Below are 23642 nucleotides of genomic sequence, written 5' to 3'. Positions count from 1 at the left end.
CCTCGTTCTCAGTCTTGGTGACCCGAGGATGGTGGTGTTGTGGGCGATGTCCCCGGCTGGGTCGCGCCGTCGCCCTCCAGGGTTCCGTCCTCGTCCTGACTCCTGTCGGGCACCGGGGTCTTGGGCGAGGGGTTCATGGCCACCGTGGTGCGCAACGGGGCGCCGCGCACGATGGCGATGGCGATGACAGAGACGGCGGCGATCATGGCGGCGATCATGAAGATCGGGCCGAACGCATCGGCGTAGGCATTGTGGAACACTTCCTGAACCGGTGCGGGCAACCCGCTGATATCCAGTTCGGTGTCCCCGCCTCCTGCTGACATGGCGCCGGCGGGAATGCCTAGCTTTTCGAGGCCTTCGGAGATGTTGGTGCTGACGCGGCTCGTCAACACGGCGCCAAGGATGGAGACGCCGATGGCCCCGCCCAAGGAGCGGAAGAAGGCGATGGCCGCTGAGGCCGCACCGACCTCGGTGACGTCGACCGTGTTCTGCACGGCCAGCACGACGTTCTGGACCAGAGTGCCGATGCCCAGACCCATGAGGGCCATGAAGATCGCGACGTAGAGGTAGGAGGTGTCGTGGTTGATGGTGCCCAAACCGACGAGGCCGATGAGCATGATGACGCTGCCGATCATCATCACCGGCTTCCACCGTCCGATCCGCGTGACGATGAGTCCGCCGATCATGGCTGAGAGCGTCTGGCCGAGGATCATCGGAATGGTCATCAGGCCAGCAGCTGTGGGCGTGCGCCCGTCACCGAGCTGGAAGTACTGGGTCAGGAACACGCCGGAACCGAACATGCCGACACCGGCACCGACGCTGGCGACGATCATCCACGCAGCAGTGGGGTTGCGCAGCACCCGGATGGGGATTATCGGCTCGGGGGCCCGCAACTCGACGATCACCGCCAAGACGGCGGCGATGAGGAAGGCGGCCAAGAAGACGCCGGACTCCCAGGAGATCCAGTCATACTCGCTCCCGGCGAAGGTCACCCAGAGCATCGGAATGGCGGCCGATACGGAGACCAGGATGGCGCCGAGGTAGTCGATGCTGAGGTTGGCACGCTTGATGGTCGGCAGATGGAGCTTGAGTTGAAGCAGGATCAACGCGACGACGGCCAAGGGGACGCTGACGAAGAAGGTCCAGCGCCAGTTCAGGGAATCGGTGATGACCCCACCGATCAGCGGCCCGGACACCGTGGCCACGGCCATGACGGCACCCATGTAGCCGGCGTAGCGTCCACGTTCACGAGGGGCAATGATGGAGGCCATGATCGACTGCACCAGCGCCATGAGCCCGCCCATGGCCACGCCCTGGACCGCGCGAGCGGTCATCATCAAGGTGATGGTCGTGGAGAGTCCGGCGGCGATGGAGCCTGCCACGAACATGATGATCGCGATCTGCGCCAGGGTCTTTTTGTTGAAGAGGTCCGAGAGTTTGCCCCAGATCGGGGTGGCGATTGTCATCGCCAGCAGGCTGGCGGTGATGACCCAGGTGTACTGACGCTGGGTGCCGTCCAAATCGGCCATGATGGTGGGCAGTGCTGTGGACACGATGGTGGTGGAGATCATCGCGGTGAAAAGTGCGGCGAGCAGACCGGTCATCACCTGGAGGATTTCGCGATGCGAATACTCCCGTGGTTCTTCGGTGTTGATTGCTGCGGTGGTGGAGGTGGAGGACGTCATCCCATCAACTCGCTTCCGGTGTCGGAGGTGGTTAGCTTGTCGGCCCCGTGGGGTCCATGAAGTTCGGGGTCCCTGGTGATTTCTTCCAGGTGCAGGTTCAGGCGTTGCAGGAGGTTGATGGCCTGTTCGGCGTCCTCCGTGGACCAGTCGGTCAGGGAGGCGGCGAACCGGCGTACGGCGTGCGTTTCACTGTCGGTGAGCTTCGTTCGCCCGTGGTCGGTGATGGAGATGAGCTGGGCCCGGGCGTCCTCGGGATCGGGGCGGCGCCCGACCAGTCCGTCGGCTTCCAGACAGTCCACGGCCCGCGAGGCCACGGGTGCCGAGACGAAAAGCTGGGACGCCAGCTCACCCAAACGGGCGTCACGGTGGCGCAGATGCTGCAGGAATCCGAACCTGGTCCCCGTGAAGCTCTGGTCCTTATTGCGTTGGCCGGCCAGGCGGAAAGTCCGACTGGTCTGCACCATTTCCGAGAGGATCTTGCCGGCTTCTTGGTCATTGATCACTATTGGCTCCTTGCGTTGCTACCGGACCACGATAACTTACTTGTTTAGGGTAAGCAAACAAGTTGCCGCGTCGGAAAATGCTGGCACAAAGCCCTGGAAGGGAGGGCCCCGGCTACTTCCCGAAGCCGCGCAGACGCAGGCTGTTCAGGACCACCAGCACCGAGCTGGCCGCCATGGCACCGCCGGCGATCATGGGGTTGAGCAGCCCCAGGGCGGCGACCGGGATGCCGATCGTGTTGTAGAGGAACGCCCAGAACAGGTTCGTCCTGATGATGCCCAGCGTTCTGCGGGAGAGCTCGATCGCCTGCGGGATCTGGGCCAGGTCGTTGCCCATCACGGTGATGTCCGCCGCTTCGATGGCCACGTCGGTTCCCGAGCCCATGGCCAGTCCCAGGTCCGCCCGGGCCAGGGCCGGGGCGTCGTTGACGCCGTCGCCGACCATCGCCACCACGGCGCCGGTGGCCTGCATTTCGGCCACCTTGTCGACCTTGCCCGCCGGCAGGACCCCGGCGAAGACGTCGGCCGGGTCGATGCCGACCGAGGTGGCCACCTGGGCGGCCACCTCCTGGTTGTCCCCGGTCAGGAGCATGGGTCGCAAGCCGAGGAAGCGCAGGCGTTTGATCGCTGCCGGGGAGGATTCGCGGACGGTGTCGCGCAGCCCGATCACTCCGATGGCGGAGCTGTCCACGGCCACCAGCACCGCCGTCGTGCCTTGTTTCCGGGCCGAGGACAGGGCGGTGAGCGAGGCGGCGTCGGGCGCGGTCCCGTTGTCCTCCAGCCAGGCGGGTGAACCCACGACCACGACGGAGGAACCCACGGTGGCGCGGACCCCGCCTCCGGGGGAGGAGGTGAAGGCGGAGATGGTGCCGGTGGCGCGGCCGGCCGCGGTGATGGCCTGGGCGATCGGATGCTCGGACCCGGATTCGGCGGCCCCGGCGAAGGCGAGGATGGTTTCCCGGTCGACGTCGGCGGTGGCGATCACGTCGGCCAAGGCCAGCCGGCCTTCGGTGACGGTTCCCGTCTTGTCCAGCAGGACGGTATCGACCCGGCGGGTGTCCTCCAGGACCTGGGGCCCGCGGATGAGGATGCCCAGCTGTGCACCCCGTCCGGTACCCACGAGCAGGCCGATGGGGGTGGCCAGACCCAGGGCGCAGGGGCAGGCGATGACCAGGACGGATACCGCCGCGGTGAAGGCCGACTGGAGGTCCACGGACAGGGTGAACCACAGGATGAACGTGACCACGGCGATGGCCAGCACGATCGGGACGAATACCGCCGAGATCCGGTCGGCCAGCCGGGCGATCGGCGCCTTGCCGGTCTGGGCATCGGAGACCATCCGGCCCATCTGGGCCAGCGTCGTCTCCGCGCCGACCCGGGTGGCCCGGACCAGCAGCCGGCCCGAGGTGTTGATGGTGGCGCCGGTGACGGTGTCCTCGGGGCCGACGTCGGTGGGGGCGGATTCACCGGTGATCAGCGAGGTGTCGATGGCCGATTCCCCCTCGAGGATGTAGCCGTCGGTGGCGATCTTCTCCCCGGGGCGCACGACGATCTCATCGCCGGGGACCAGATCCGAGGCGGGGATGCGCACTTCGGCACCGTCGCGCAGCACGGTGGCGTCCTTGGCGCCCAGGCTCAGCAGCGACTGCAGGGCATCGCCCGCGGTGGTCTTGGCGCGGGCCTCGAGCCACCGGCCCAGCAGTAGGAAGGTGGCCACGACGCCGGCCGTTTCGAAGTAGAGCTGGTGGTCGGACATGCCCATCCCGGTCTCGGCGGTCATGGCCGGGTCCAGGAGCAGCTGCCACAGGGAGAAGAGATAGGCGGCCAGCACGCCGATGGAGACCAGGGTGTCCATGGTGGAGGAGAAGTGCCGGGCGCTGACCGCCGCGGCCCGGTGGAACGGCCAGGCCGACCACCAGGTCACCGGGGTCGCCAAGGCCAGGGCCACCCAGCCCCAATGGGGGAACTGCAGGGCGGGGACCATGGAGATCAGGAACAGCGGAATGGTGAAGATCGCCCCGCCGATCAGTCGCGGGCGCAGGTCCTCGGCGCTTCCGCCGTGGTTCAGGTGGTCGTCGGCTTCGCCGGGGTCGCCCGGGTGGTCCTGCGCAGCGGCCCCGGGGTGGTGGTGTGGATCCTGCCTGACCGAGGCGCCGTAGCCGGCGGCCTCGACCGCTGTGAGCAGGTCCGCGTCGCTGACCGAGGCCGGGGCGGTGACCCGCGCTGATTCCAGCGGCAGGTTCACGCTGGCTTCCACGCCCTCGATCTTGCCCAGCTTGCGCTCGATCCGTGAGACGCACGAGGCGCAACTCATCCCCTGGATGTCCAGGTCCAGGACCCGGGCTTCAGCGGTGGTGCGGTCGACGTGCTGTTCCATGGTGATGCTCCTGGCGGGGACGACTTAGGTGTTCGTGGGGACGAGGGCGTAGCCGGCCTCGGTGACGGCCTCCTGGAGGCTCGCTTCACCGAGCGGCCCGGTGGACTCGATGCGTGCGGTGGAGACTCCTCCGGCGACGAGATCGACCTCGACGCCGGTGATGCCCTCGATCTCCGAGAGTTCCTCGGTGACGGAGGCGACGCAGTGGGTGCAGGTCATGCCCGTGATGCTGATGGTGGTGCTCACTTATGCTCCTGTTCGGGGGTCAGCGGAGGAGGCGGCCGATAGCGGCCGAGGCCTCGCGGACCTTGTCGTTGACGATTTCCGGGTCACCGGTCTCCAGCGAATCCTGGGCGGCCCCGACGACGCAATGGCCGATGTGCTCCTCGACCAGGCCGAGGCTGACCTTGTGCAGTGCCGCGTTGATCGCCGAGATCTGGGTGAGGATATCGATGCAGTACTTTTCTTCGTCCACCATCCGTGCGATCCCGCGGACCTGCCCTTCGACGCGGCCCAGCCGCTTGAGCAGGGCCTGTTTATCGGCGGTGTAGCCGTGCTCGCGATGTTCGTCTGCTGGCTGGCCAGCGGTCGGCAAGGTGGTGTCCATGACGCCAAGTTATACCCCCCTAGGGTATCTGGTCAAGTACCCCATAGGGGTATGGGGACCCGGGGTGACGGCGGTGCATGGACGCCGGGGTGTCCAGGATCGCGGTGCCGCGTCGTGCGGAGTGGGACCGCAAACGAGCCGCCAGGCATTGCTATGCTGACCTGCGTGACATCCACCCAGCTTTCGGTCCGCCAGATTCCCGCAGCCGACCACCTCGCGCACCTTGCTTCATTTCCAGAGACCAGCTTCATGCAGCTCCCGGCCTGGGCCGGGGTCAAGAGCGAATGGCGCGCCGAGTACCTCGGCTGGTTTGATCCACAGGGCGCCCTGCGGGCGTCGGTGCAGGTGCTGCACCGCCCGGTCCCGGTCCTGAAGTACACCTTGGCCTACCTGCCCGAGGGGCCCGTTGCCGATTGGTCCGTACTGGATCCGACGGATATCACCACGCCGATGCTGGCCCATTTCAAGGCCAGCCGGGTGTTCCTGGTCCGCATGGGCCCGCCGGTGATCACCCGGAGCTGGGGGACGGCCGCCGTCCGGAAGGCCCTCGCAGCCGGCGGATATTCATTGGTGACCGAGCTCGAACCTCTGCAGGTCGATGACCGGGCCGCCGCGCTCGCCGAGCAGTTGCGCGGACTGGGCTGGACCAAGCAGGAGGTCAGCGAGGACTTCACCGCCGGACAGCCCGAGTTCTCGGGACGGATCCCGTTGATCTCAGCCGACGGCCAGGCGCTGGACCTCGACGGGGTGCTGGCCCAGATGAACCAGAACTCCCGGCGGCAGGCCCGCAAGGCGGCCGCCGGTCCGCTGGAGATCCAGGTCGGGGGGATCGCCGACATCGAACGGTTCCACGCGTTGTCCCAGGAAACAGCCGAACGTGATGGTTTCACCGGGCGTCCGGCGAGCTACTTCACCACCATGATGAAGGCCCTGAACGCCCACGCGCCAGGCACCTTCACGGTCTACTTCGCCGTCCACGAGGGGCGGGACCTGGCTGCGGCCATCCGGGTCCGCACCGGACAGGGTGCCTGGTACACCTATGGGGCCTCCTCGAGCGCGGAGCGCAAACTCTATGCCCCCAAGGCGCTGATCCACCGCATGATCACCGATTCGCTGGCGGAAGGATGCACGTTCCTGGACCTCGGCGGGGTCTCTGCGACGCTGGACAACGAACACCACCTGGCCGGCCTGACGCAGTTCAAGACCACCCTGGGCTGTGATGTGGTGCAGACGCTGGGGGAGTGGGACTACCCGCTGAACAAGGCAGTGGCCGCGGCGTTCAATCTTTATATGCGCCTGCGCGACCGGGGCTGAGCCTCCGCCGCTGCCGAGGGGGTACCGCCCGCCGGAGTTCGGGCATATGGTGGCGCCATAGCGACCGAGACCTGGAGGCAGCAATGGGCGATTACCGTGCATACACCGATGCGGAGAAGGCCGCCTACGTGGCTCCGGCCTGTGATTCCTGCGGCCAGCATCGACATGTCGTCTGGGAGGACACCGGATCGGCCGAGGCGCACTGGATCCGCAGGGATGCGGGGTGCTCCAACGAGGCCTGCACCGCCTGAGCTACCCGCTCCGGGCAGCGGCTCCACCGTTCGCGGACGGTGGAATTCCTTCCGGCGGTGATCAGCCGTCGCATTCCTTGCAGATCATCATGCCGTCCTTCTCGCGGGACAGCTGAGACCGGTAGCGAACCAGGAAGCACTCACCACAGGTGAACTCGTCCTGGGCCTGTGGACGCACCTGGACGACGAGCTCCTCGTCGATGATGGCTCCGGGCAGTTCGTCGCCATCAAGGGGCTCTTCCTCGTCCAGCTCCTCGACCGCGGTCTTCTTGTTGGGCGCGTCAATCTGCTTGACCTGCTTGAGGGTTTCCTCGTCACGTTCGGCAACGTCGGGACGGACCTCATCGTATTCAACAGCCATGTGTTTCTCCTGAGCATTCAACGGATCGAAAGCGACATGGTAGGCGACGGGAAGTGGCCGACACAAGCCGGGTTTCATGGGCAGGGGTCTCGGCGGGGACGTGGGTGGTCCCCCCGGGTCCTGCCGGTTCCGGGACCTTTTCGGACTCCTCGGGCGTCGCCTCGAACAGGGGGCGACGACGAATGGTCAGGGTGACGGCACCGGCGGCCACGGCGGCCAGCGCGCCGATCAGGAAGCACAGGCTGAAGGCGTCCTGCGTGGGGACCGGGGTGGTCCCCGGGGACAGCGTGACCGAATTGCTGGTCAGGACGATGGCCATCACCGCGGCGGCGCTGGTGGTGCCGATGGAGCGCATCAGGGCATTGACGCCCACCCCGGATCCGGCCTCGGCGGCCGGCAGGTTGTCCATGACGAGCATCGGCATCGCCGCGTAACCGATGCCGATGCCGGCGCAGGCGATGCAGGAGGCGAGCATGAGCTGCCAGGGGGCGTCGGTGAGCAGGAACGCGAAGCCGTAGCCGGCGGCCATGACGAAGGCCCCCAGGGCCAGCGTCGTGCGCCCGCCGAACCGCGTCATCAACCCGGCCGAGATCGGTGAGAACAGCAGCATCATCAGTCCGCCCGGTGCCATCCAGAGGCCCGCTTCCAGGACGCTCTGGCCCAGGCCGAAGCCGGTGGAGGAGGGCATCTCGAGCAGCTGCGGGATCACGATGGACTGGGCCATCATGCCGAAGCCCATCAGGACCGCGGCGATGTTCGTGAGCAGGACCGGGCGGCGGGCCGTGGAGCGTAGATCCACCAGCGGTTCGTCATGCCGGAGTTCGTAGACCCCCCCACAACGCCAGCACCAGCAGGCCGCCGACGATCGCGCCGAGGGTTCCGATGGAGAGCCAGCCCCAGTCGTTGCCCTTCGAGACGCCGACCAGGATGCCGACGATGCCTGCCGCCAGACCCAGGGCGCCGATGGCGTCGAAGGTGGCGGGGTGCTGGATGGCCCGGTGGGGCAACGCCGTGGCGGAGAGCACGGTGACCACGAGGCCCAGTCCGGCCGTCAGCCAGAAGAGGGCGTGCCAGTTGTATTCCTGCGAGATCCACGCGGCTAGGGGCAGGCCGAGGGCGCCCCCGACGCCCAGGGTCGCGCTGATCCCGGCCACCGCGGCATTCCTCATCCGGGGAGCCGAGAGTTCGCGGGCGAAGCTGATGGCCACCGGGATGTATCCCATGGCCAGTCCCTGCAGGACCCGGCCGATGACCACGAGGATGAAGGCGTTGGAAACGGCGGCCACGAGCGAGCCGAGCAGCAAGGTGAGCGCGGAGACCACCAGAACGGGTTTCCTGCCCTTGATGTCGGCCAGGCGGCCGGCCACCGGCATGGCGACGGCCCCGCCCAGGAGCGTGGCGGTGACGACCCAGGCGGCGTTGCTCCCGGAGGTGTCCAGCAAGGCGGGCAGGTCCGGCTGGATCGGGATGACCAGCGACTGTGTGAGGGCCGCACAGAGGCTCGAGAAGCCGAGCACGACGACCGCCAGCAGGGGATGCCGGGCCATGCCCGAGGATTCTTCCTGGGGGGTGTTGACGGTGGACGTTGATTCTTCCATGTACTTCTTTCGTTGCGTGGGCCCGACCCCACCTGGGTGTGTAAGTTACATAAGCTAAGATATGTAGAATACACATGTTGGAAGAGGTGTACCTAATCGACACGATGCGGAGATGAGAATGGGTGACCGGTGGCCACTGCCCGAGGCGGGCGGCGTATCGCGGGCCCGACTGCTGGCCAGTTATCTCGCGAGCCTTGATCTGCAACGCCGGGCCCTGGAGGCCCAGCTGCATTTGAGCACCTCCGAATTGCGCATCCTGTGGCTGTTTTCCGACGGCCGGCATCGGACCCTGCGTGAGATTGCCGACAGCCTCCGGCTGGAGCAATCCACCGTGAACCGTCAGGTCAACGCGGCGCATGCCGCTGGACTGCTGGGACGTTCACGCCCGGAAGGAGGGAACGCCTACGTCTTCTTCTCGGCCCCCGCGGGCGTGGCGGCCTTCGAGGAGGACCTGGTCACGAGCCTGGGCGCCTACGAAACAGCACTGCAGCAGCTGGGACCCGACGATGCCGCCACCTTCCTGCAGACCTTGCGTCGGTTTCTCGACGTGTACCCCGAGGCGCCCGAGGACCCCGACGGGGGTTCCACGCCGTAGGGTCCCCTCGGCATCCGCGCCGCTATCCAAGGTCGGGGACGTGACCTAGACTGTGTGTCATGGGCCACATCCGTGGTTCTGGTCCCCGGTGCCCGTGGCGAGGGCGGACCGCCGCGCACCTTCACAGTCAGGGTGGTATTGCCTCATGGCCTGGACGTCACCGGCATCGCCGGGATGGCAACGCTCCGCGGAGCGCGCCCACGCCCGGTTGTCCTCGGGGCAACCCCTGCCCGCGGGGGTGCAGGACCCCGGGTTCCCCCGGCTGCGTCCGGTCGTCCATGACTCATGGATCCGTTCGTTGGGTTTCCACGACGACCCCTCCGGGGCCGCCGCCCGCCACGGGTTGAGCGATCCTCAGCTCGCCGATGTCCGACGCAGCCACCCGCTGGTCTCGCTCATGCCCGTCTTCGACCGCCTGCTGGTCCAGCCGGCGAAGGACACGGGACTGCTCGTCGCCGTGGGGGACGACGCCGGGCACCTCCTCTGGGTCGAAGGCGACACCTCGGTGCGCAACGCCGCCGAACGGATGGACTTCGTCCCCGGAGCCGATTGGTCCGAACGCTCCGTCGGGACCTCGGCCCCCGGCACGGCCCTGGTCACCGGGACCGGCGTGCAGGTCAGCGGGGCGGAGCACTTCAGCCCGGAGGCGCACCGCTGGAGCTGCTCCGCGGTCCCCATCCATTGCCCGGTGACCGGCCGACTGCTCGGCGTGGTCGATCTGACGGGCCACGACGACGCGGTGGCCAGCCACTCGTTGACGCTGCTGCGGGCGGCGGTCGCCGCCGCCGAAGCGCAGTTGCACGTCGACGCCCTCCAGGCCGCCGCCCGCGGTCATCAACTCGTGCTGCCGTCCCCGCGGGCCTCCTCGCCCGCGACCCGGCTGCAGGTCCTGGGCTCCGCGGCCGGAACCCTCGATGGTGCGGCACCAGCCAGGGTGCTGGGCGGTCGCCACGCCGAAATCCTGACCCTGCTGGGCTGGAACCGCGGTGGGCTGGGTGCCTCCGAACTCGCCGACCTGCTGTTCGGGGACGTCGGACAACTAGTCAGTGTCCGGGCCGAAATGGCCCGACTGCGCAAGGCGTTGGGACCCGAGGCGGGACGGATCGGGTTGGAGTCGCGTCCCTACCGCATCGGCCCCGCCGTCACGGTCGATGCCCGGGACGTCCTGCGCCATCTCGGGGCGGGGCGCCATCGGCAGGCCCTGGCGGCCTACACCGGTCCGGTCCTGCCCCGCTCCGAGGCGCCCGGGATCATCGACATCCGCGGCGAGGTGGCCGGCGCCCTGCGCGAGTCGATGCTCAATGATGCCGATCCCGACACGTTGCTCGACTACCTCGAATTGCCGGAGGCCGGCACCGACGTCGAGGGCCTGCGCACCGCCCTGCAGGTCCTTCCCGCGCGCTCACCGCACCGATCGGTCGTGGTGGCCCGGCTGCAGCGGCTGGACGCGGAACTGGCCTGACCTTCGGCCGTGGCCGGTCGGCGATGCAACGTCGATGCAACCCCTGACCACGTACCGTGATCCACATCACGCGGAATCCGCCATCGCGGCTCCGGGCCGCTCGGCCCGGCAATGCCAGCGGTGGCCAACAAAGGAGTTGTCATGACCGTTTACGCCACCCCCGGAACCGATGGGGCACTACTGGATTTCAAGCCGCGCTACGAGCACTACATCGGCGGTGAATGGAAGGCCCCCGTGAAGGGCGAATACTTCGAGAACATCACCCCCATCACCGGCAAGGTCTTCTGCGAGGTCGGCCGCGGCACGTCCGAGGACATCGAGGCGGCCATCGATGCCGCCGAAGGCGCGGCACCGGCCTGGGGCAGGACCAGTGCCGCCGAGCGGGCGGGCGTACTGAACCGGATCGCCGACCGCATCGAGGAGAACCTCGAGATGCTTGCCGTCGCCGAGACCTGGGACAACGGCAAGGCCATCCGCGAGTGCCTTAATGCTGATCTGCCGTTGGCAGCCGACCACTACCGCTACTACGCTGGGGCCATCCGCGCGCAGGAGGGGCGGCTCTCGCAAATCGACGAGAACACCGTCGCCTACCACTTCAACGAGCCGCTCGGCGTGGTCGGACAGATCATTCCCTGGAACTTCCCGATCCTGATGGCTACCTGGAAACTGGCACCCGCGTTGGCCGCGGGCAACGCAGTCGTCCTCAAGCCCGCCGAGCAGACCCCGGTGTCGATTCTGGTGTTGATGGAGCTGATCGGGGACCTGCTTCCACCGGGAGTGCTCAATGTGGTCAACGGATTCGGCACCGAGGCCGGCAAGCCACTGGCGTCGAATAAGCGCATCCGCAAGATCGCGTTCACCGGTGAGACCACCACCGGCCGGCTGATCATGCAGTACGCCTCGCAGAACCTCATTCCCGTCACCCTTGAGCTGGGGGGAAAGAGCCCGAATATCTTCTTCGAGGACATTGCCGCGCAGAACGACGCGTTCTACGACAAGGCACAGGAAGGGTTCACCATGTTCGCGCTGAACCAGGGCGAGGTCTGCACCTGCCCCTCCCGCGCCCTGGTGCAGGACTCGATCTACGACCGGTTCATGGGCGACGTCACCGCACGGACAGAAGCCATCAAGCAGGGACACCCGCTGGATACGGACACGATGATGGGCGCCCAGGTCTCTAACGACCAGATGGAGAAGATCTTGTCCTACATCGACATCGGCAAGCAGGAAGGCGCCCAGATCCTCACCGGTGGAGGCCGTGCCGACCTCGGAGGCGAACTCTCCGGAGGCTACTACGTCCAACCGACGATCTTCGCCGGGGACAACTCGATGCGGATCTTCCAGGAGGAGATCTTCGGGCCAGTCGTCTCCGTGGCCCGTTTTAGTGGCTATGACGATGCGCTGAAGACCGCCAACGACACCCTCTATGGTCTCGGTGCCGGGGTGTGGACCCGCGACGGAGCCACCGGCTACCGTGCGGGGCGCGAGATCCAGGCCGGCCGGGTCTGGGTGAACAACTACCACGCCTACCCGGCCCACGCGGCGTTCGGTGGCTATAAGTCCTCGGGCATCGGGCGCGAGAACCACCTGATGATGCTGGACCACTACCAGCAGACCAAGAACCTGCTGGTCTCCTACGCGCAGGAAAAGCAGGGGTTCTTCTAAACCATTTATTGCCCCAACCGCAGTCCACGGGTTCCGGCACCGACGCCGGAACCCGCGAACCCCGAACCCCGAAAGAGCAGGAAACACCATGAGTACCATGAATGCAGCCATCGTCCACGAGTTCGGCAACGACATCGACATCACCACCGCCGAGGTCCCGGAGCCGGGCCCCGGCCAGGCATTGGTGAAGCTGATCGCCTCCGGCGTCTGTCACACCGACCTTCACGCGCTCGGTGGCGACTGGCCGGTCCAACCCAAGCTTCCGCTCATCCCGGGACACGAGGGTGTCGGCTATGTCGAGAAGATCGGCGAAGGCGTCACCGAGGTGAAGGTCGGCGACATGGTCGGCAACGCCTGGCTCGCCAACGCTTGCGGGAACTGCGAGTTCTGCCGCACTGGCTGGGAGACGCTCTGCGAATCCCAGACCAACGGTGGATACTCCGTCGACGGATCGTTCGGCGAGTACATGTTGGTTGAGGCCAAGTTCGCCACCCATATCCCGGAAGGCTCCGATCCGCACGAGATCGCCCCGGTCCTCTGCGCGGGGGTCACGGTCTACAAGGGGCTCAAGCGCTCCGAGGTCAAGCCCGGTCAGTGGGTGGTCATCTCAGGGATCGGCGGTCTCGGGCATATCGCCGTGCAGTATGCGGTTGCCATGGGCATGCGGGTCGCCGCGGTCGACGTCGCCGAGGAGAAGCTGGCCCTGGCGCGCAGCCATGGCGCCGAAGTGACGGTCAACGCCTTCGCCGCCGATCCGGTCGAAGCCATCCAGGAAGCCACCGGTGGTGCCCACGGAGTGCTGGTCACGGCCGTGCATCCGGACGCGTTCGGTCAAGCCATCGGCATGACCCGGCGCGGCGGCACGATCGTCTTCAACGGACTGCCACCGGGAGATTTCCCCGCCCCCATCTTCGACATTGTGCTCAAGGGCCTGACCATCCGGGGGTCCATCGTTGGCACCCGTCAGGACATGATAGAAGCCTTGGAGTTCTATGCGGCGGGCAAGATCAAGCCCACCTTCCACACTCGCCCGCTCGAGGACGTGAACGCGGTCTTCGACGAAATGCGCCACGCCAAGATCGATGGCCGAGTGGTCATCGACTACACGGGGACCACCGTCTAAACGGTTTCCGGGAAGGAACACTGCCGTCATGCCCCCGGTCCGGAGCCGCAATCCAGCGGTTCCGGACCGGGGTCACGGCCCCTGAGGAGAAGGAGAACGCCGTGGATACCGTGCTCGACGCCCGCCCCGACATAGAAGGTGAGGACTTCACCCGCGTCCGGCTCACCGCCGACGCCCAGGTGCTGCTGCGCAGCCTCTGGGCCCGCCATGGGCCGCTGATGTTCCACCAGTCGGGTGGATGCTGTGATGGTTCATCGCCGATGTGCTTCCCGGAAGGGGACTTCATCACCGGCGACGCCGATATCCGCTTGGGTGTCTTCGGACTGAAGGACGACGACGGCACCCCGCTGGGTGATATTGATTTCTGGATGTCGAAGGAACAGTTCGCATACTGGAAACACACCCTGCTCACCGTCGATGTCGTTGATGGAAGGGGCGGGGGCTTCTCTCTCGAGGCTCCGGAAGGCAAGCGTTTCCTGATCCGCAGCGAACTCATCGACGGCTGAGGCCCGACCTTGCAAGCCGGTGGCCGACCCGTGGCGCAGGGAGCCTGGGACCATCGGCCACCCGGTACCCGCGCTCCTTGGCGAGGACAGATCACTCGGGACAGGGAAGTCCCCGGCGGGTGGCCGGCAGGCCACAATCGCGAGATGTTTCGTCAGGCTGGTGTTCCTGCTGAGACAACCCGGCCAGTATTCTCACCTCTTCCAGTCGCCTGGGCTGGAACCAATTTCCTTGCCTCACTTACCGTCAGACCGGATCCGACGGCTGGTATACGAAGCTGCCGCCATCAACAAACTAAGGAGTTCCCATGACTTTCCCTCCCATCGCCCACGTCGCGTTGACCGTGACAGACCTGGACCGCAGCTCGGCCTGGTACGAACGGCTCCTGGGTGTTTCGCCCGTGTTGGATGAGGACGCTGGCGGTTTCTGGCACAAGGTCTATCCGTTGGACGGCGGAATGCTGCTGGGGCTGCACTTCCACCCGGTGACGGACTCCAACGACCGGTTCGACGCCCGACGAGCGGGGATGGACCATGTCGGTTTCGGATGCGCCGACTATCAAGAACTCGTGCGCTGGCGGGATCAGCTGGACACCTGGGGAATCGAGCACGGCGAAATCGTCGAAGCCCACTATGGTTCGGGGCTTTCGTTTGCGGATCCCGACGGAAACGCGCTCGAGTTCTTCGCACCCGCTTCCTGATCCGCAGCGAACTCATCGGCCACTGAGGCGACCCGGCGCGTCCTCCCCGCGGGGGCAACCATGACAGAATCGAGGTGAACACCCCCCCGCCCCGTGGTAGCCGTCAGGAGGCCCCCGACCGATGAAGGACCAGGGAACGCCCGGCGCTGCCCGGCGCCAACTGGACATCGAATCCCGGTCGATCTGGGCCGGTGTCGTCGCGGGGATCCTGGCTGTCATCGTCGGTGCCATCGCGTTTCGTGGATACCGGCCACCCTTGGCCGGGGACGGGTCGGTGGCGATCTATGCCTCGGTGGTCTCCGGGGTGATGGCCGGTGCCGGATTCGTGGCCGGATACGTCCAGAACATCCGTACCGTCCATCTGTGGCTCGGTGCGCGTCCGGTCATCCGGCAGATCCTCGACGTCGCAGCCCTGCTGGTGGTGCACGCCTCGATCGCGACGATGTCCGCCTTGGTGCTTTTCCGACTCTTCCAGCAGGCATTCTCGGGCCTGACCGTGGATCCGGTGGCCGGAACGGTGATGTTGGCTGTTTCAGCTGGTGTCGCTGGCTACTTCGGATATATCTCCGGGGCGCGTATCACCGCCATCGCCCTGTCGGTGATGCTGGCGGTCTTCATGTCCTCCGGGATGCTGGTGAGCATGCTGTATGCGGAGAACCCGCTGTGGTGGCACTCCATGTTCAGCGAGCTGGGCACCGGGCAAGCCGGATTGACGTCCTTCTGGACGTTCAACACCACCATCACGACCTCAGGGATCATCCTGACCACTCTCTCCGCGTTCATCACGCGTGACCTGAAGCAATGGGCCGACGTCGTCGCCGCCGCCAAACGCCACGACGAATCGGGTGCCCGGCGCTGGCACCGGACCCTGGGCGTTCAACGGCTCATGCGCCCCCGCCCCGGGGTGGTGCGTACCTGCCTGGTTGCCGGCGGGGTGTGCATGGTCGGCATCGGACTGTTCCCCGTCAATACATTCGAGCCGGTGCATACATTCTTTGTGCGGGTCCTCGCGGTGTTCCTGCTGGTGTTGCTGGCCGGGGTTCCGCTGTGGCTACCGGGGTTCCCCAAGGCCTTCTTTCTGCTCACCTATCTGGCGGTCGGCGCGCTCGTGGCGGCAGCGGCCCTGTGGCGTCCGCTGCAGTACTACAACCTCACGGCTCTCGAGCTCGCAGCGGCCGGAATCGTGTTCGCCTGGCTCGTGGTTTTCATCCGCAATACCACCGCCGTGGTGGCCTCTGCCGGCGTCGAGCCCGCGGTCCCCGGTCTGCCCGCAGGCCCCCTGGAGGACGAAAAACCCCGCAACGACGGCTCCGGTCATATAACGAACAGGTAACGATAGCTAGCGGGTCAAAACAACACGGGGCGCTCGGCGGCATCCCTTGGCAGCTTTGGGATGCCTCCGAATGGGGTCGGTGCGGCGAAAGTGTCCTCTCGGGCAGAATCCGTGTCAAATCGCCACACCCCGGCTTGATCGAAATCCTGAGCGCGTTAGGTTTGTAGGGATGGAAAATGAACTCGCAAACACACAGTCCGAGGCTACATTTCGCCACCCAGCCACCGAGGACGGAGCAGCCATGTGGAACATGGCCAAGGATTCCGAAGTGCTGGACTTGAACTCTTCCTACTACTACCTGCTCTGGTGCCGTGACTTCGCGCAGAGCTCGCTGATGGCCGTCATCGACGACCAGCCAGCCGGCTTCGTCATCGGCTACATGCGCCCCGACGAGCCCGGAACCCTGCTGATCTGGCAGGTCGCCGTCGGCGCCGGCTTCCAGAAGCGCGGCCTGGCCGCCAAGATGCTCGACGAGCTGGCCGAGCGCACCCATGCCGATCGTCTGGAAACGACGATCACGGCCGATAACGGCGCGTCGAACCACCTGTTCCAGCGCTTCGCCGAACGCCATGAGGCCGAATGCGAGCGTGAGCCGCTGTTCACCCCGGGCATGTACCCGGATGGCCATGACACCGAGTACCTGTACCGCATCGCCCCGCTGGGACTCGATGCCGATCTGCGCACGCTGAACCTGGCGTCCAGCAACTCCAAGGGCTGATCCCCCACCACGACTTCCGGCGCCCCGGGCTCCACCGTGATGCCCTGCGCCCTCCTGAAGCCTGTCATCGACCTATGAAAGGGAATGACCATGACTGACATCTTTGAAATCCGCGAATCAGAGGTTCGCACCTACAGCCGCAGCTGGCCGGCAGTGTTCGCGACCGCTTCCGGCGCCACGCAGACCGCCGAAGACGGCACGGAATACCTGGACTTCTTCGCCGGGGCCGGTGCCCTGAACTACGGGCACAACAACCCCGCCCTGACCCAGCCGCTCGTGGAGTACCTGACCAGCGGCGGCGTCGTGCACTCGCTGGACATGATGACCCCGGCCAAACGGGACTTCCTGCAGACCTTCCAGGACCTCATCCTCGAGCCGCGCAAGCTCGACTACAAGGTGATGTTCCCCGGCCCGACGGGTACCAACACCGTCGAAGCCGCGCTGAAGCTGGCCCGCAAGGTGACCGGACGGCAGAACGTCCTGTCCTTCACCAACGCGTTCCACGGCATGACGCTGGGCGCCCTGTCGGTGACCGGCAACTCGATGAAGCGCGCCGGGGCCGGCGTCCCGCTGGCCAACAGCTCGCGGATCCCCTTCGACGGCTACCTCGAAGGCGAACAGGCCGACTTCGTCTGGCTCGAGCACCTGCTCGAAGACAGCAGCTCGGGCGTCGACAAGCCCGCCGCCGTCATCGTGGAGACCGTCCAGGGCGAAGGTGGCCTGCGCGCCGCCCGCGCCGAATGGCTGCGCAGCCTCGCCGCGCTGCTCAAGCGCCACGACGTCCTGCTGATCGTCGACGACGTCCAGGCCGGTTGCGGCCGTACGGGCACGTTCTTCAGCTTCGAGGAAGCCGGCATCGAGCCGGACATCGTGTGCATCTCCAAGTCGATCTCCGGCTACGGCATGCCCATGGCGCTGACCTTGTTCAAGCGCGAACTCGACATCTGGGGCCCGGGCGAGCACAACGGCACCTTCCGTGGCAACAACCCGGCCTTCGTCACCGCGACCGCCGCACTGAAGAAGTACTGGGCCACCGGCGACTTCCAGAACGAGCTCGCCGGCACCGTCACCGCACTGCGTGATGGCCTGGCCGAGATCGTCGCCCTGGTCGACGGCGCGGAACTGCGCGGCCGTGGCCTGCTCTCCGGCGTCGTCTTCCCGGACCACTCCATCGCCACGAAGGTCGCCGCCGAATCCTTCGCCAACGGCCTCCTCGTGGAGACCTCCGGCTCGGAGGACGAGGTCCTGAAGATCATGCCGCCGCTGACCATCACCGCCGAAGAGCTGCAGCGCGGGCTGACCGTGCTCGGCAACGCCGTGCGCACCGTGACCGGACAGCCGGCCCTGGCCTCGGCCTAGGCTCCGCAGCACCCCGATAACCACCCCGACTTTTCCCCAACTTCCCCAGGAGGACACCAGATGAAGGTAATCAACCGCGATGACCTGAACGAAACCGAGCGCGACATCAAGTCGGAGACCTGGCGCAGCCGCCGCATGGTGCTGGCCCGCGAAGGAGTCGGCTTCTCCTTCCACGACACCGTGATCTACGCCGGAACCACCTCGACGTTCCACTACGCCAACCACATCGAAGCCGTGTACTGCGTGCAGGGCGAGGGAACGCTGACCAACGAAGTGACCGGCGAGGTCCACGACCTGGCCGACGGCACCATGTACCTGCTGGATGGCCACGAGAAGCACACCGTGCGTGCCACCACCGAGCTGCGCATGGCCTGCGTCTTCAACCCGCCGGTGACCGGCCGCGAAGTCCACGACGAGAACGGCGTCTACCCGCTGGTCGTCGAGGATCCCGCCGAGGGCTAGGTCCCGACGGATTTCCGCGAAGCGCGGTACACACTTCGGTGTGTGCCGCGCTTTTGCGTGTCCGGGACCGGCCCCACGGCAGCTCGCTGCGATACCCGGTCGGCCGGCTACGGAACCTCCCACGGTTCGATCGGGCCGGGAATCGTTGAGAAAAGGCGATGCGTCTCGGGTGGCGTGGGGACCGAACCCCTGAGCTCGACCGCGCGGACGGCCAGTTTGGCCAGCAGGTGGTCGCGCTCGTGCTCCAGCTGGCCGGCGGTCACCGTCAGCAGCGGCCCGGCCGGGACGTGCGGGACCAGGACAAGGGCACGGTTGAACCGGTAGCCGCGGGAATCGGCCTCGGCCGCCAGGCCCTCGAGGTAGGCGCCGATCAAGGAGATCGGGTCGCCACCGGCACGGAACCGCGTCAATTGGGGGTGGTTCCGATAGCCAACGGTGTCGCCGCCAAGGACCTTTTGCGCCAGCAGGGTTTCACGCCAGCACGCCACCAGACCCTTGGAATCCAGATACCGGGGGTGCAGGGACCAGAGGCGCATGGGGGTATCGTATCCACATTCCCCCCGGGGCCGCCCTCCCGGCGCACAACGCGGCCGGAACGCTTCACGCGCTGTCCCGGGTCTGGGATAGTGGGCAGCATATCCGCTGAACTGGAGGACCGTCGTGAGCACGCCACCATCCACCGGGTCCCCGCGCCGGGCCTGCCTCGTCGTCGGGGTCCCTCCACGGCCGCGGGACGAACTGATCCGGACCGCGGCGGAGGTCGCCCAGCAGTATGGGGCGTTGGCACTGTTTGCCACCGTGGATCCCAGCCGATATGCCGTTAACGGCGCCGACGGCTCGACGTGGTTCGCACCGATCGACCCGGACAGCGACGAACCAGCCGAACCCACTTTCGACCCCGAGGTGCGTCGCAGGATCGAAGGCCTCATGGGCGGGCTGGACGTGGAATGGTCCACGCGCTGCCTGGTCGGGGACACGGCGACGGCCCTGGCGGCCTTCGCCGCGGAACAAGAGGCCGCGATGATCGTCGTCGGCACGCGGGAGCCGGGCGTCAGCTCGGGCTTTCGTGAGTTCCTGGGCGGATCCGTGGCGGTGCATCTGGCCCACCGGCAGGATCGACCGGTCCTGGTGGTTCCACTGCACCCGGTGGCCACGGACGCCCGGCTGCCGTGGGAAGCTTCCTGAGCCGGGCCCCGGAGCGACGCCGCGGGGTCGGGTCGCCACGGCTACTGCACTAGGATCGTTGTTCGGCCGCGAAGCCACGGCGTGCAATCAAGGGAGTACCGGTGAATGAAGTAGGCGAGGGACTGCGTTCCCTCGACGGGACGTGGGTGTATCTCTTCGGGGCGGTGATGGTGGCCCTGTCCGCGCTGATCCCCCCGGTGCCCAGTACGACGCTGTATGTCGCGTTGGGCGCCCTGGCCGCGCAAACGGACACCCTGAACCCGCTCCTGCTCGCCGCCTCCATGCTCGTCGGCGCGATCGCCGGGGACGCGGCGATCTACGCGTTGGCCGTGCGCTTCGACGTCGTGAACTGGCGGATCCTGGCCGGACGGCGTTGGCAGGCGGCCCTGGCCGCGACGCGCAATAGGCTCAAGGACCACGATCTTCCCCTGGTGATGACCTCGCGGTTCATCCCCATGGGCCGGTTGACGATGAACATCGGCTCCGCCTTGGTTCCCCACACCTGGCGGGTCTTCCTCCAGCATTCGCTCATTGCCGGGGTCCTCTGGTCGGTGTATTCCGTCGGGGTGGGCCTGCTGTCCGGGGCCTGGGACGGTTTGTCCACCGAGGTCGCCGTGCTGTTGGCCATCGTCGTCTCGCTGGTCCTGGGTCGGGCCATCAACAACGTGATCAGTTGGTGGGAAACCCGGAACCTGCCCGCACCCACCGTCGCGGGCAAATCGAAACTCCGTCGTCGTGCCGTCAAACGGGCCGCATCCGCGCAGGAAGCACCCGCGGAAAACCCGGTCTCCGAGGCCTGAATGGGCGCCGGGTGGACGGGCATGGGAGAATGGGTGTAATGAGTACCCCTGAAGAGACCGCAGCCCCCGATTCCACCGAGCGTTCCCGCCAGTCGGAGAACCGCGCCCGGCAGGAAGGCCGCGCCCAGGTCCGTCCCACCGCAGAAGGCTGGACCCAGGCCATGGCCCCCGACGGCCGGCCGAAGCTGGAGTTCAAGTCCAAGGCGCGCGTTTCCCAGCCGCCGGTGCACCTGGCCGATCTGACGCTGGCCGAACGCCAGGCCAAGCTCGTCGAACTCGGTCTGCCGAAGTTCCGGGCCAAGCAGCTCTCCGTGCACTACTTCCAGCACTACACCACCGACCCCGAGCAGATGAGCGATCTGCCCAAGGAACGCCGCCAGGAACTGGTGGACGCCATGTTCCCGACGCTGCTCACCCAGGTGAAGCGCTTGACCACCGACAACGGGGACACGGTCAAGTTCCTGTGGCGGCTCTTCGACGGTTCCCTGGTCGAATCCGTGCTGATGCGCTATCCGGGCCGGGTGACCCTGTGCGTCTCCAGCCAATGCGGTTGCGGCATGAACTGCCCCTTCTGCGCCACCGGCCAGGCCGGACTGACCCGGAACATGTCCGCCGCGGAGATCCTGGACCAGATCGTCCAGGCCAACCGGGTCATCGCCGAGGGCGGACTCGGAGGCGGCCGCCGCGATGGAGGATACGACGCCGAACGCGTCACCAACATCGTGTTCATGGGCATGGGCGAGCCGCTGGCCAACTACAAGCGGGTCATGAACGCCGTGCACCGGATGATCAACGACGCCCCCGAGGGGCTGGGCATGAGTGCACGCAACATCACCATCTCCACCGTGGGGCTGGTCCCGGCGATCAATAAGCTGGCCGCCGAGGACATCCCGATCACCTTCGCGTTGAGCCTGCACGCCCCCGACGACGAGCTGCGTGACGAGCTCATCCCGGTGAACTCGCGGTGGAAGGCCGATGAGGCCATCGACGCCGCCTACAACTACTACAAGGCCACCGGGCGACGGGTGTCGATCGAGTACGCGCTGATCAAGGACATGAACGACCACGCCTGGCGGGCGGATCTGCTGGCCAAGAAGCTCAATAAGCGCGGCCGCGGTTGGGTGCACGTGAACCCGATCCCGCTGAACCCCACCCCGGGTTCGGTCTGGACGTCCTCGGAGCCGGAGATCACCGACGAGTTCATCAACCGTCTGATCGACGCCGGGATTCCCACCACGTTGCGCGATACCCGCGGCAAGGAGATCGACGGCGCCTGCGGCCAGCTCGCCGCCTCGGAGTAGGGCCGCGCCGGAACGAAGGAACCGGTGGCCTAATGCGGCCCCGCCATCGCGTGCCCGTGAAATGGCACTAGCATCGGTGTCATGGGGATCTTCAGTCGTGGCACCACCGGGCCACAGTCAATCGCGGACCTGGCCCCCGAATCGGTCATGCTGGCCGGGGCCGGCCGGGCCATCCTGCTGCAACTGGCCTACCCGCCGGTCGGGCACGGGGTGTCCCGTCATTCGGGATTCGTCCAGGACCCCCTGTCCCGGCTGCACGGCACCCTGACCTACATCTACGCCCTCACCAACGGCACCGACGCCCAGGCCGAGGCCGCCCGTACCTGGGTCGAGCGGGTCCACGCCCCCGTGCATTCCGAGGCCGCCGCGGACGGCAGCCACCCAGCCTACGACGCCCATGACCCGGACTCCCAGCTCTGGGTCGCCGCCACCCTCTACGACTCGGCCATGATCGTGTACGAGGCGGTCTTCGGGCCGTTACCGGGCGATACCGCCGAGAAGATCTACCGCGGGTACTCGGTGCTGGGCACCGCCTTGCGCGTCCCGGAAGGGGCCTGGCCGGCCACCCGCGCCGATTTCGCCGCCTATTGGGAGGCCATGACCGGTGAGCTGACGGTGGATCGGACCACCATGCGGGTGGGCCGTGCCCTGCTGGAGGCCCACAACGCCCCGCCCTGGATCCGGCTGGCGATGCCCGTGGCCAGGATCCTCACCGCGGGCCTGCTGACACCCGAACTGCGCCACGCCTACGGGTTGCGCTACGGGCCGGGGCACGACGCCGTCTTCCGGGCCCTGATGCGAGGGCTCGCCCTGGTCTTTCCCCGCCTTCCGGCCAGGATCCGCCACGCCCCGATGCACTACTACCTGACCCGGCTCGACGGAGCAGCCGCGGGCACCCCCGACCTCGAAGGAGCACCATGAACCAGCCCTTGACCGTTGCCTCCCGGGCCCAGGTGCCCTCCTTCCAGGTGATGGACATCCTCTCCCGGGTGGCCGACCTGCGGGCCGCCGGGCGCGACGTCATCTCCCTCTGCGCCGGTGAACCCAGCGGTGGGGCGCCATCGGACGTCTCGGCACGGGCCGCGGCCATCCACGCCTCGGCCATGCCGCTGACCTACACCCCGGCCCTGGGCATCACCGAACTCCGTCAGGCCATCGCCGGGCACTACCTGCGCTGGTACGGCCTCGAGGTCCCGGCGGCCAACGTCGCGGTGACCACCGGATCCTCCGGGGCGTTCATGCTCACCTTCCTGGCCGCCTTCAACCCCGGGGACCGGGTCGCCCTGGCCCGGCCGGGGTATCCGGCGTACCGGAACATCCTGCGCACCCTGGGCATCGAGGTCGTCGAACTCGATTGCGGTCCGGCGACCCGGTACCAGCCCACCCCCGAACAGCTCGATGCGGCCGTCGCCGAGCACGGGCCGCTCTCGGGGCTGATGCTGGCCTCCCCGGCCAACCCGACCGGAACCATGGTCTCCCGGGAGGAACTGTCGGCACTGACGCAATGGTGTGCCGCCCACGGGGCCCGGCTGGTCAGTGACGAGATCTACCACGGGATCACCTACCCCGCCGCCGGCGACCCCGACGTCCGGGGTGTGAGCGCCTGGGAACTGGAGCGCACCGGCGTGGTCATCTCCAGCTTCTCCAAATACTGGGGCATGACCGGCTGGCGCCTGGGCTGGGCGTTGGTGCCCGATGACCTGCTGCCAGCGGTCGAGGCACTCGCCGGGAACGTGGCCCTC

At 67.0% G+C, this 23642-nt stretch carries 25 protein-coding genes and 1 pseudogene; 17 read left to right on the top strand and 9 right to left on the bottom strand.

What is annotated here, in order from left to right; translation table 11 throughout:
- Positions 1–8: 8 nt before the first annotated feature.
- The 5 genes from ACT3S6_RS09815 to ACT3S6_RS09795 all read right to left on the bottom strand — a co-directional run bounded on the left by ACT3S6_RS09815 (position 9) and on the right by ACT3S6_RS09795 (position 5169).
- The gene (locus ACT3S6_RS09815) at positions 9–1685 is read right to left on the bottom strand and encodes an MDR family MFS transporter (RefSeq protein ID WP_444554781.1); all 1677 of its coding nucleotides are present in this window, start codon (positions 1683–1685) and stop codon (positions 9–11) included.
- Positions 1682–2188, bottom strand: a complete 507-nt coding sequence (locus tag ACT3S6_RS09810) for a MarR family winged helix-turn-helix transcriptional regulator (RefSeq protein ID WP_444554780.1) — start codon at positions 2186–2188, stop codon at positions 1682–1684. The genes ACT3S6_RS09815 and ACT3S6_RS09810 overlap by 4 nt, the downstream gene beginning before the upstream one ends.
- A gap of 112 nt (positions 2189–2300) precedes the next feature.
- The gene (locus ACT3S6_RS09805) at positions 2301–4562 is read right to left on the bottom strand and encodes a heavy metal translocating P-type ATPase (RefSeq protein WP_444554779.1); all 2262 of its coding nucleotides are present in this window, start codon (positions 4560–4562) and stop codon (positions 2301–2303) included.
- 24 nt (positions 4563–4586) lie between these two features.
- A complete protein-coding gene (locus tag ACT3S6_RS09800; protein ID WP_444554778.1) occupies positions 4587–4808 on the bottom strand; it encodes a heavy-metal-associated domain-containing protein in 222 nt (73 codons plus the stop codon).
- A gap of 19 nt (positions 4809–4827) precedes the next feature.
- Positions 4828–5169 (bottom strand): metal-sensitive transcriptional regulator, encoded by a 342-nt coding sequence (locus ACT3S6_RS09795; RefSeq protein WP_444554777.1) that lies wholly within the window; start codon positions 5167–5169, stop codon positions 4828–4830.
- 165 nt (positions 5170–5334) lie between these two features.
- Here ACT3S6_RS09795 and ACT3S6_RS09790 point away from each other — a divergent pair, with 165 nt between their 5' ends.
- Both ACT3S6_RS09790 and ACT3S6_RS09785 read left to right on the top strand, forming a co-directional pair.
- Entirely contained in the window at positions 5335–6483 is a 1149-nt protein-coding gene (locus tag ACT3S6_RS09790) for a lipid II:glycine glycyltransferase FemX (protein WP_444554776.1), read from the top strand.
- Positions 6484–6566: 83 nt separating this feature from the next.
- A complete protein-coding gene (locus ACT3S6_RS09785) occupies positions 6567–6734 on the top strand; it encodes a hypothetical protein (protein WP_444554775.1) in 168 nt (55 codons plus the stop codon).
- Between the two features lie 61 nt (positions 6735–6795).
- On the opposite strand, the gene ACT3S6_RS09780 is transcribed toward ACT3S6_RS09785, so the two are convergent.
- The 3 genes and pseudogenes from ACT3S6_RS09780 to ACT3S6_RS09770 all read right to left on the bottom strand — a co-directional run bounded on the left by ACT3S6_RS09780 (position 6796) and on the right by ACT3S6_RS09770 (position 8693).
- Positions 6796–7095, bottom strand: a complete 300-nt coding sequence (locus tag ACT3S6_RS09780; protein ID WP_444554774.1) for a DUF4193 family protein — start codon at positions 7093–7095, stop codon at positions 6796–6798.
- Positions 7085–7900: pseudogene (locus ACT3S6_RS09775) on the bottom strand (MFS transporter); the annotation flags it as partial. The pseudogene ACT3S6_RS09775 and the gene ACT3S6_RS09780, both read right to left, overlap by 11 nt.
- Positions 7901–7904: 4 nt before the next feature.
- Positions 7905–8693: an MFS transporter gene (locus ACT3S6_RS09770; protein WP_444554773.1), complete on the bottom strand. Its 789-nt coding sequence runs from the start codon at positions 8691–8693 to the stop codon at positions 7905–7907.
- A gap of 112 nt (positions 8694–8805) precedes the next feature.
- On the opposite strand from ACT3S6_RS09770, the gene ACT3S6_RS09765 reads away from it, so the two are divergent.
- From ACT3S6_RS09765 to ACT3S6_RS09720, 10 genes are all read left to right on the top strand, one after another.
- Complete coding sequence (locus ACT3S6_RS09765) at positions 8806–9288, top strand: MarR family winged helix-turn-helix transcriptional regulator (RefSeq protein WP_444554772.1); 483 nt, start codon at positions 8806–8808, stop codon at positions 9286–9288.
- A 145-nt stretch (positions 9289–9433) separates the two neighbouring features.
- Positions 9434–10750 (top strand): GAF domain-containing protein, encoded by a 1317-nt coding sequence (locus tag ACT3S6_RS09760; RefSeq protein ID WP_444554771.1) that lies wholly within the window; start codon positions 9434–9436, stop codon positions 10748–10750.
- 141 nt (positions 10751–10891) lie between these two features.
- Entirely contained in the window at positions 10892–12415 is a 1524-nt protein-coding gene (gene exaC / locus ACT3S6_RS09755; protein WP_444554770.1) for an acetaldehyde dehydrogenase ExaC, read from the top strand.
- An 88-nt stretch (positions 12416–12503) separates the two neighbouring features.
- Entirely contained in the window at positions 12504–13538 is a 1035-nt protein-coding gene (gene adhP / locus ACT3S6_RS09750; protein WP_086996678.1) for an alcohol dehydrogenase AdhP, read from the top strand.
- 101 nt (positions 13539–13639) lie between these two features.
- The gene (locus ACT3S6_RS09745) at positions 13640–14044 is read left to right on the top strand and encodes a DUF779 domain-containing protein (protein ID WP_086996675.1); all 405 of its coding nucleotides are present in this window, start codon (positions 13640–13642) and stop codon (positions 14042–14044) included.
- A gap of 305 nt (positions 14045–14349) precedes the next feature.
- A complete protein-coding gene (locus tag ACT3S6_RS09740; protein WP_086996672.1) occupies positions 14350–14742 on the top strand; it encodes a VOC family protein in 393 nt (130 codons plus the stop codon).
- Positions 14743–14863: 121 nt separating this feature from the next.
- Entirely contained in the window at positions 14864–16075 is a 1212-nt protein-coding gene (locus tag ACT3S6_RS09735) for a hypothetical protein (RefSeq protein WP_086996669.1), read from the top strand.
- A gap of 169 nt (positions 16076–16244) precedes the next feature.
- On the top strand, positions 16245–16793 hold the full coding sequence (gene ectA, locus ACT3S6_RS09730) for a diaminobutyrate acetyltransferase (protein ID WP_444554769.1): 549 nt from the start codon (positions 16245–16247) through the stop codon (positions 16791–16793).
- Between the two features lie 90 nt (positions 16794–16883).
- Entirely contained in the window at positions 16884–18152 is a 1269-nt protein-coding gene (gene ectB / locus ACT3S6_RS09725; protein ID WP_444554768.1) for a diaminobutyrate--2-oxoglutarate transaminase, read from the top strand.
- Positions 18153–18212: 60 nt separating this feature from the next.
- Complete coding sequence (locus ACT3S6_RS09720) at positions 18213–18614, top strand: ectoine synthase (protein WP_444554767.1); 402 nt, start codon at positions 18213–18215, stop codon at positions 18612–18614.
- Positions 18615–18721: 107 nt separating this feature from the next.
- On the opposite strand, the gene ACT3S6_RS09715 is transcribed toward ACT3S6_RS09720, so the two are convergent.
- Entirely contained in the window at positions 18722–19150 is a 429-nt protein-coding gene (locus tag ACT3S6_RS09715) for a pyrimidine dimer DNA glycosylase/endonuclease V (RefSeq protein ID WP_444554766.1), read from the bottom strand.
- Positions 19151–19274: 124 nt separating this feature from the next.
- Here ACT3S6_RS09715 and ACT3S6_RS09710 point away from each other — a divergent pair, with 124 nt between their 5' ends.
- The 5 genes from ACT3S6_RS09710 to ACT3S6_RS09690 all read left to right on the top strand — a co-directional run.
- Positions 19275–19799 (top strand): universal stress protein, encoded by a 525-nt coding sequence (locus tag ACT3S6_RS09710; protein ID WP_444554765.1) that lies wholly within the window; start codon positions 19275–19277, stop codon positions 19797–19799.
- A gap of 101 nt (positions 19800–19900) precedes the next feature.
- Positions 19901–20599 carry a DedA family protein gene (locus tag ACT3S6_RS09705; protein ID WP_444554764.1) on the top strand — a complete coding sequence of 233 codons (699 nt, stop codon included), beginning with the start codon at positions 19901–19903 and terminating at the stop codon, positions 20597–20599.
- A gap of 38 nt (positions 20600–20637) precedes the next feature.
- Positions 20638–21900: a 23S rRNA (adenine(2503)-C(2))-methyltransferase RlmN gene (gene rlmN, locus ACT3S6_RS09700; protein ID WP_444554763.1), complete on the top strand. Its 1263-nt coding sequence runs from the start codon at positions 20638–20640 to the stop codon at positions 21898–21900.
- An 81-nt stretch (positions 21901–21981) separates the two neighbouring features.
- Complete coding sequence (locus ACT3S6_RS09695; RefSeq protein WP_444554762.1) at positions 21982–22821, top strand: oxygenase MpaB family protein; 840 nt, start codon at positions 21982–21984, stop codon at positions 22819–22821.
- The coding region (locus ACT3S6_RS09690; RefSeq protein ID WP_444554761.1) for an aminotransferase class I/II-fold pyridoxal phosphate-dependent enzyme at positions 22818–23642 on the top strand (825 nt) is incomplete at its 3' end. The genes ACT3S6_RS09695 and ACT3S6_RS09690, both read left to right, overlap by 4 nt.

Origin of the sequence: Arthrobacter sp. AOP36-C1-22 (genome assembly GCF_052377515.1) — a bacterium.
Taxonomy (GTDB): Bacteria; Actinomycetota; Actinomycetes; order Actinomycetales; family Micrococcaceae; genus Arthrobacter_H.
Note: the sequence above shows the minus strand (reverse complement) of the source record. Positions and strands in the feature narration are given on the sequence as shown.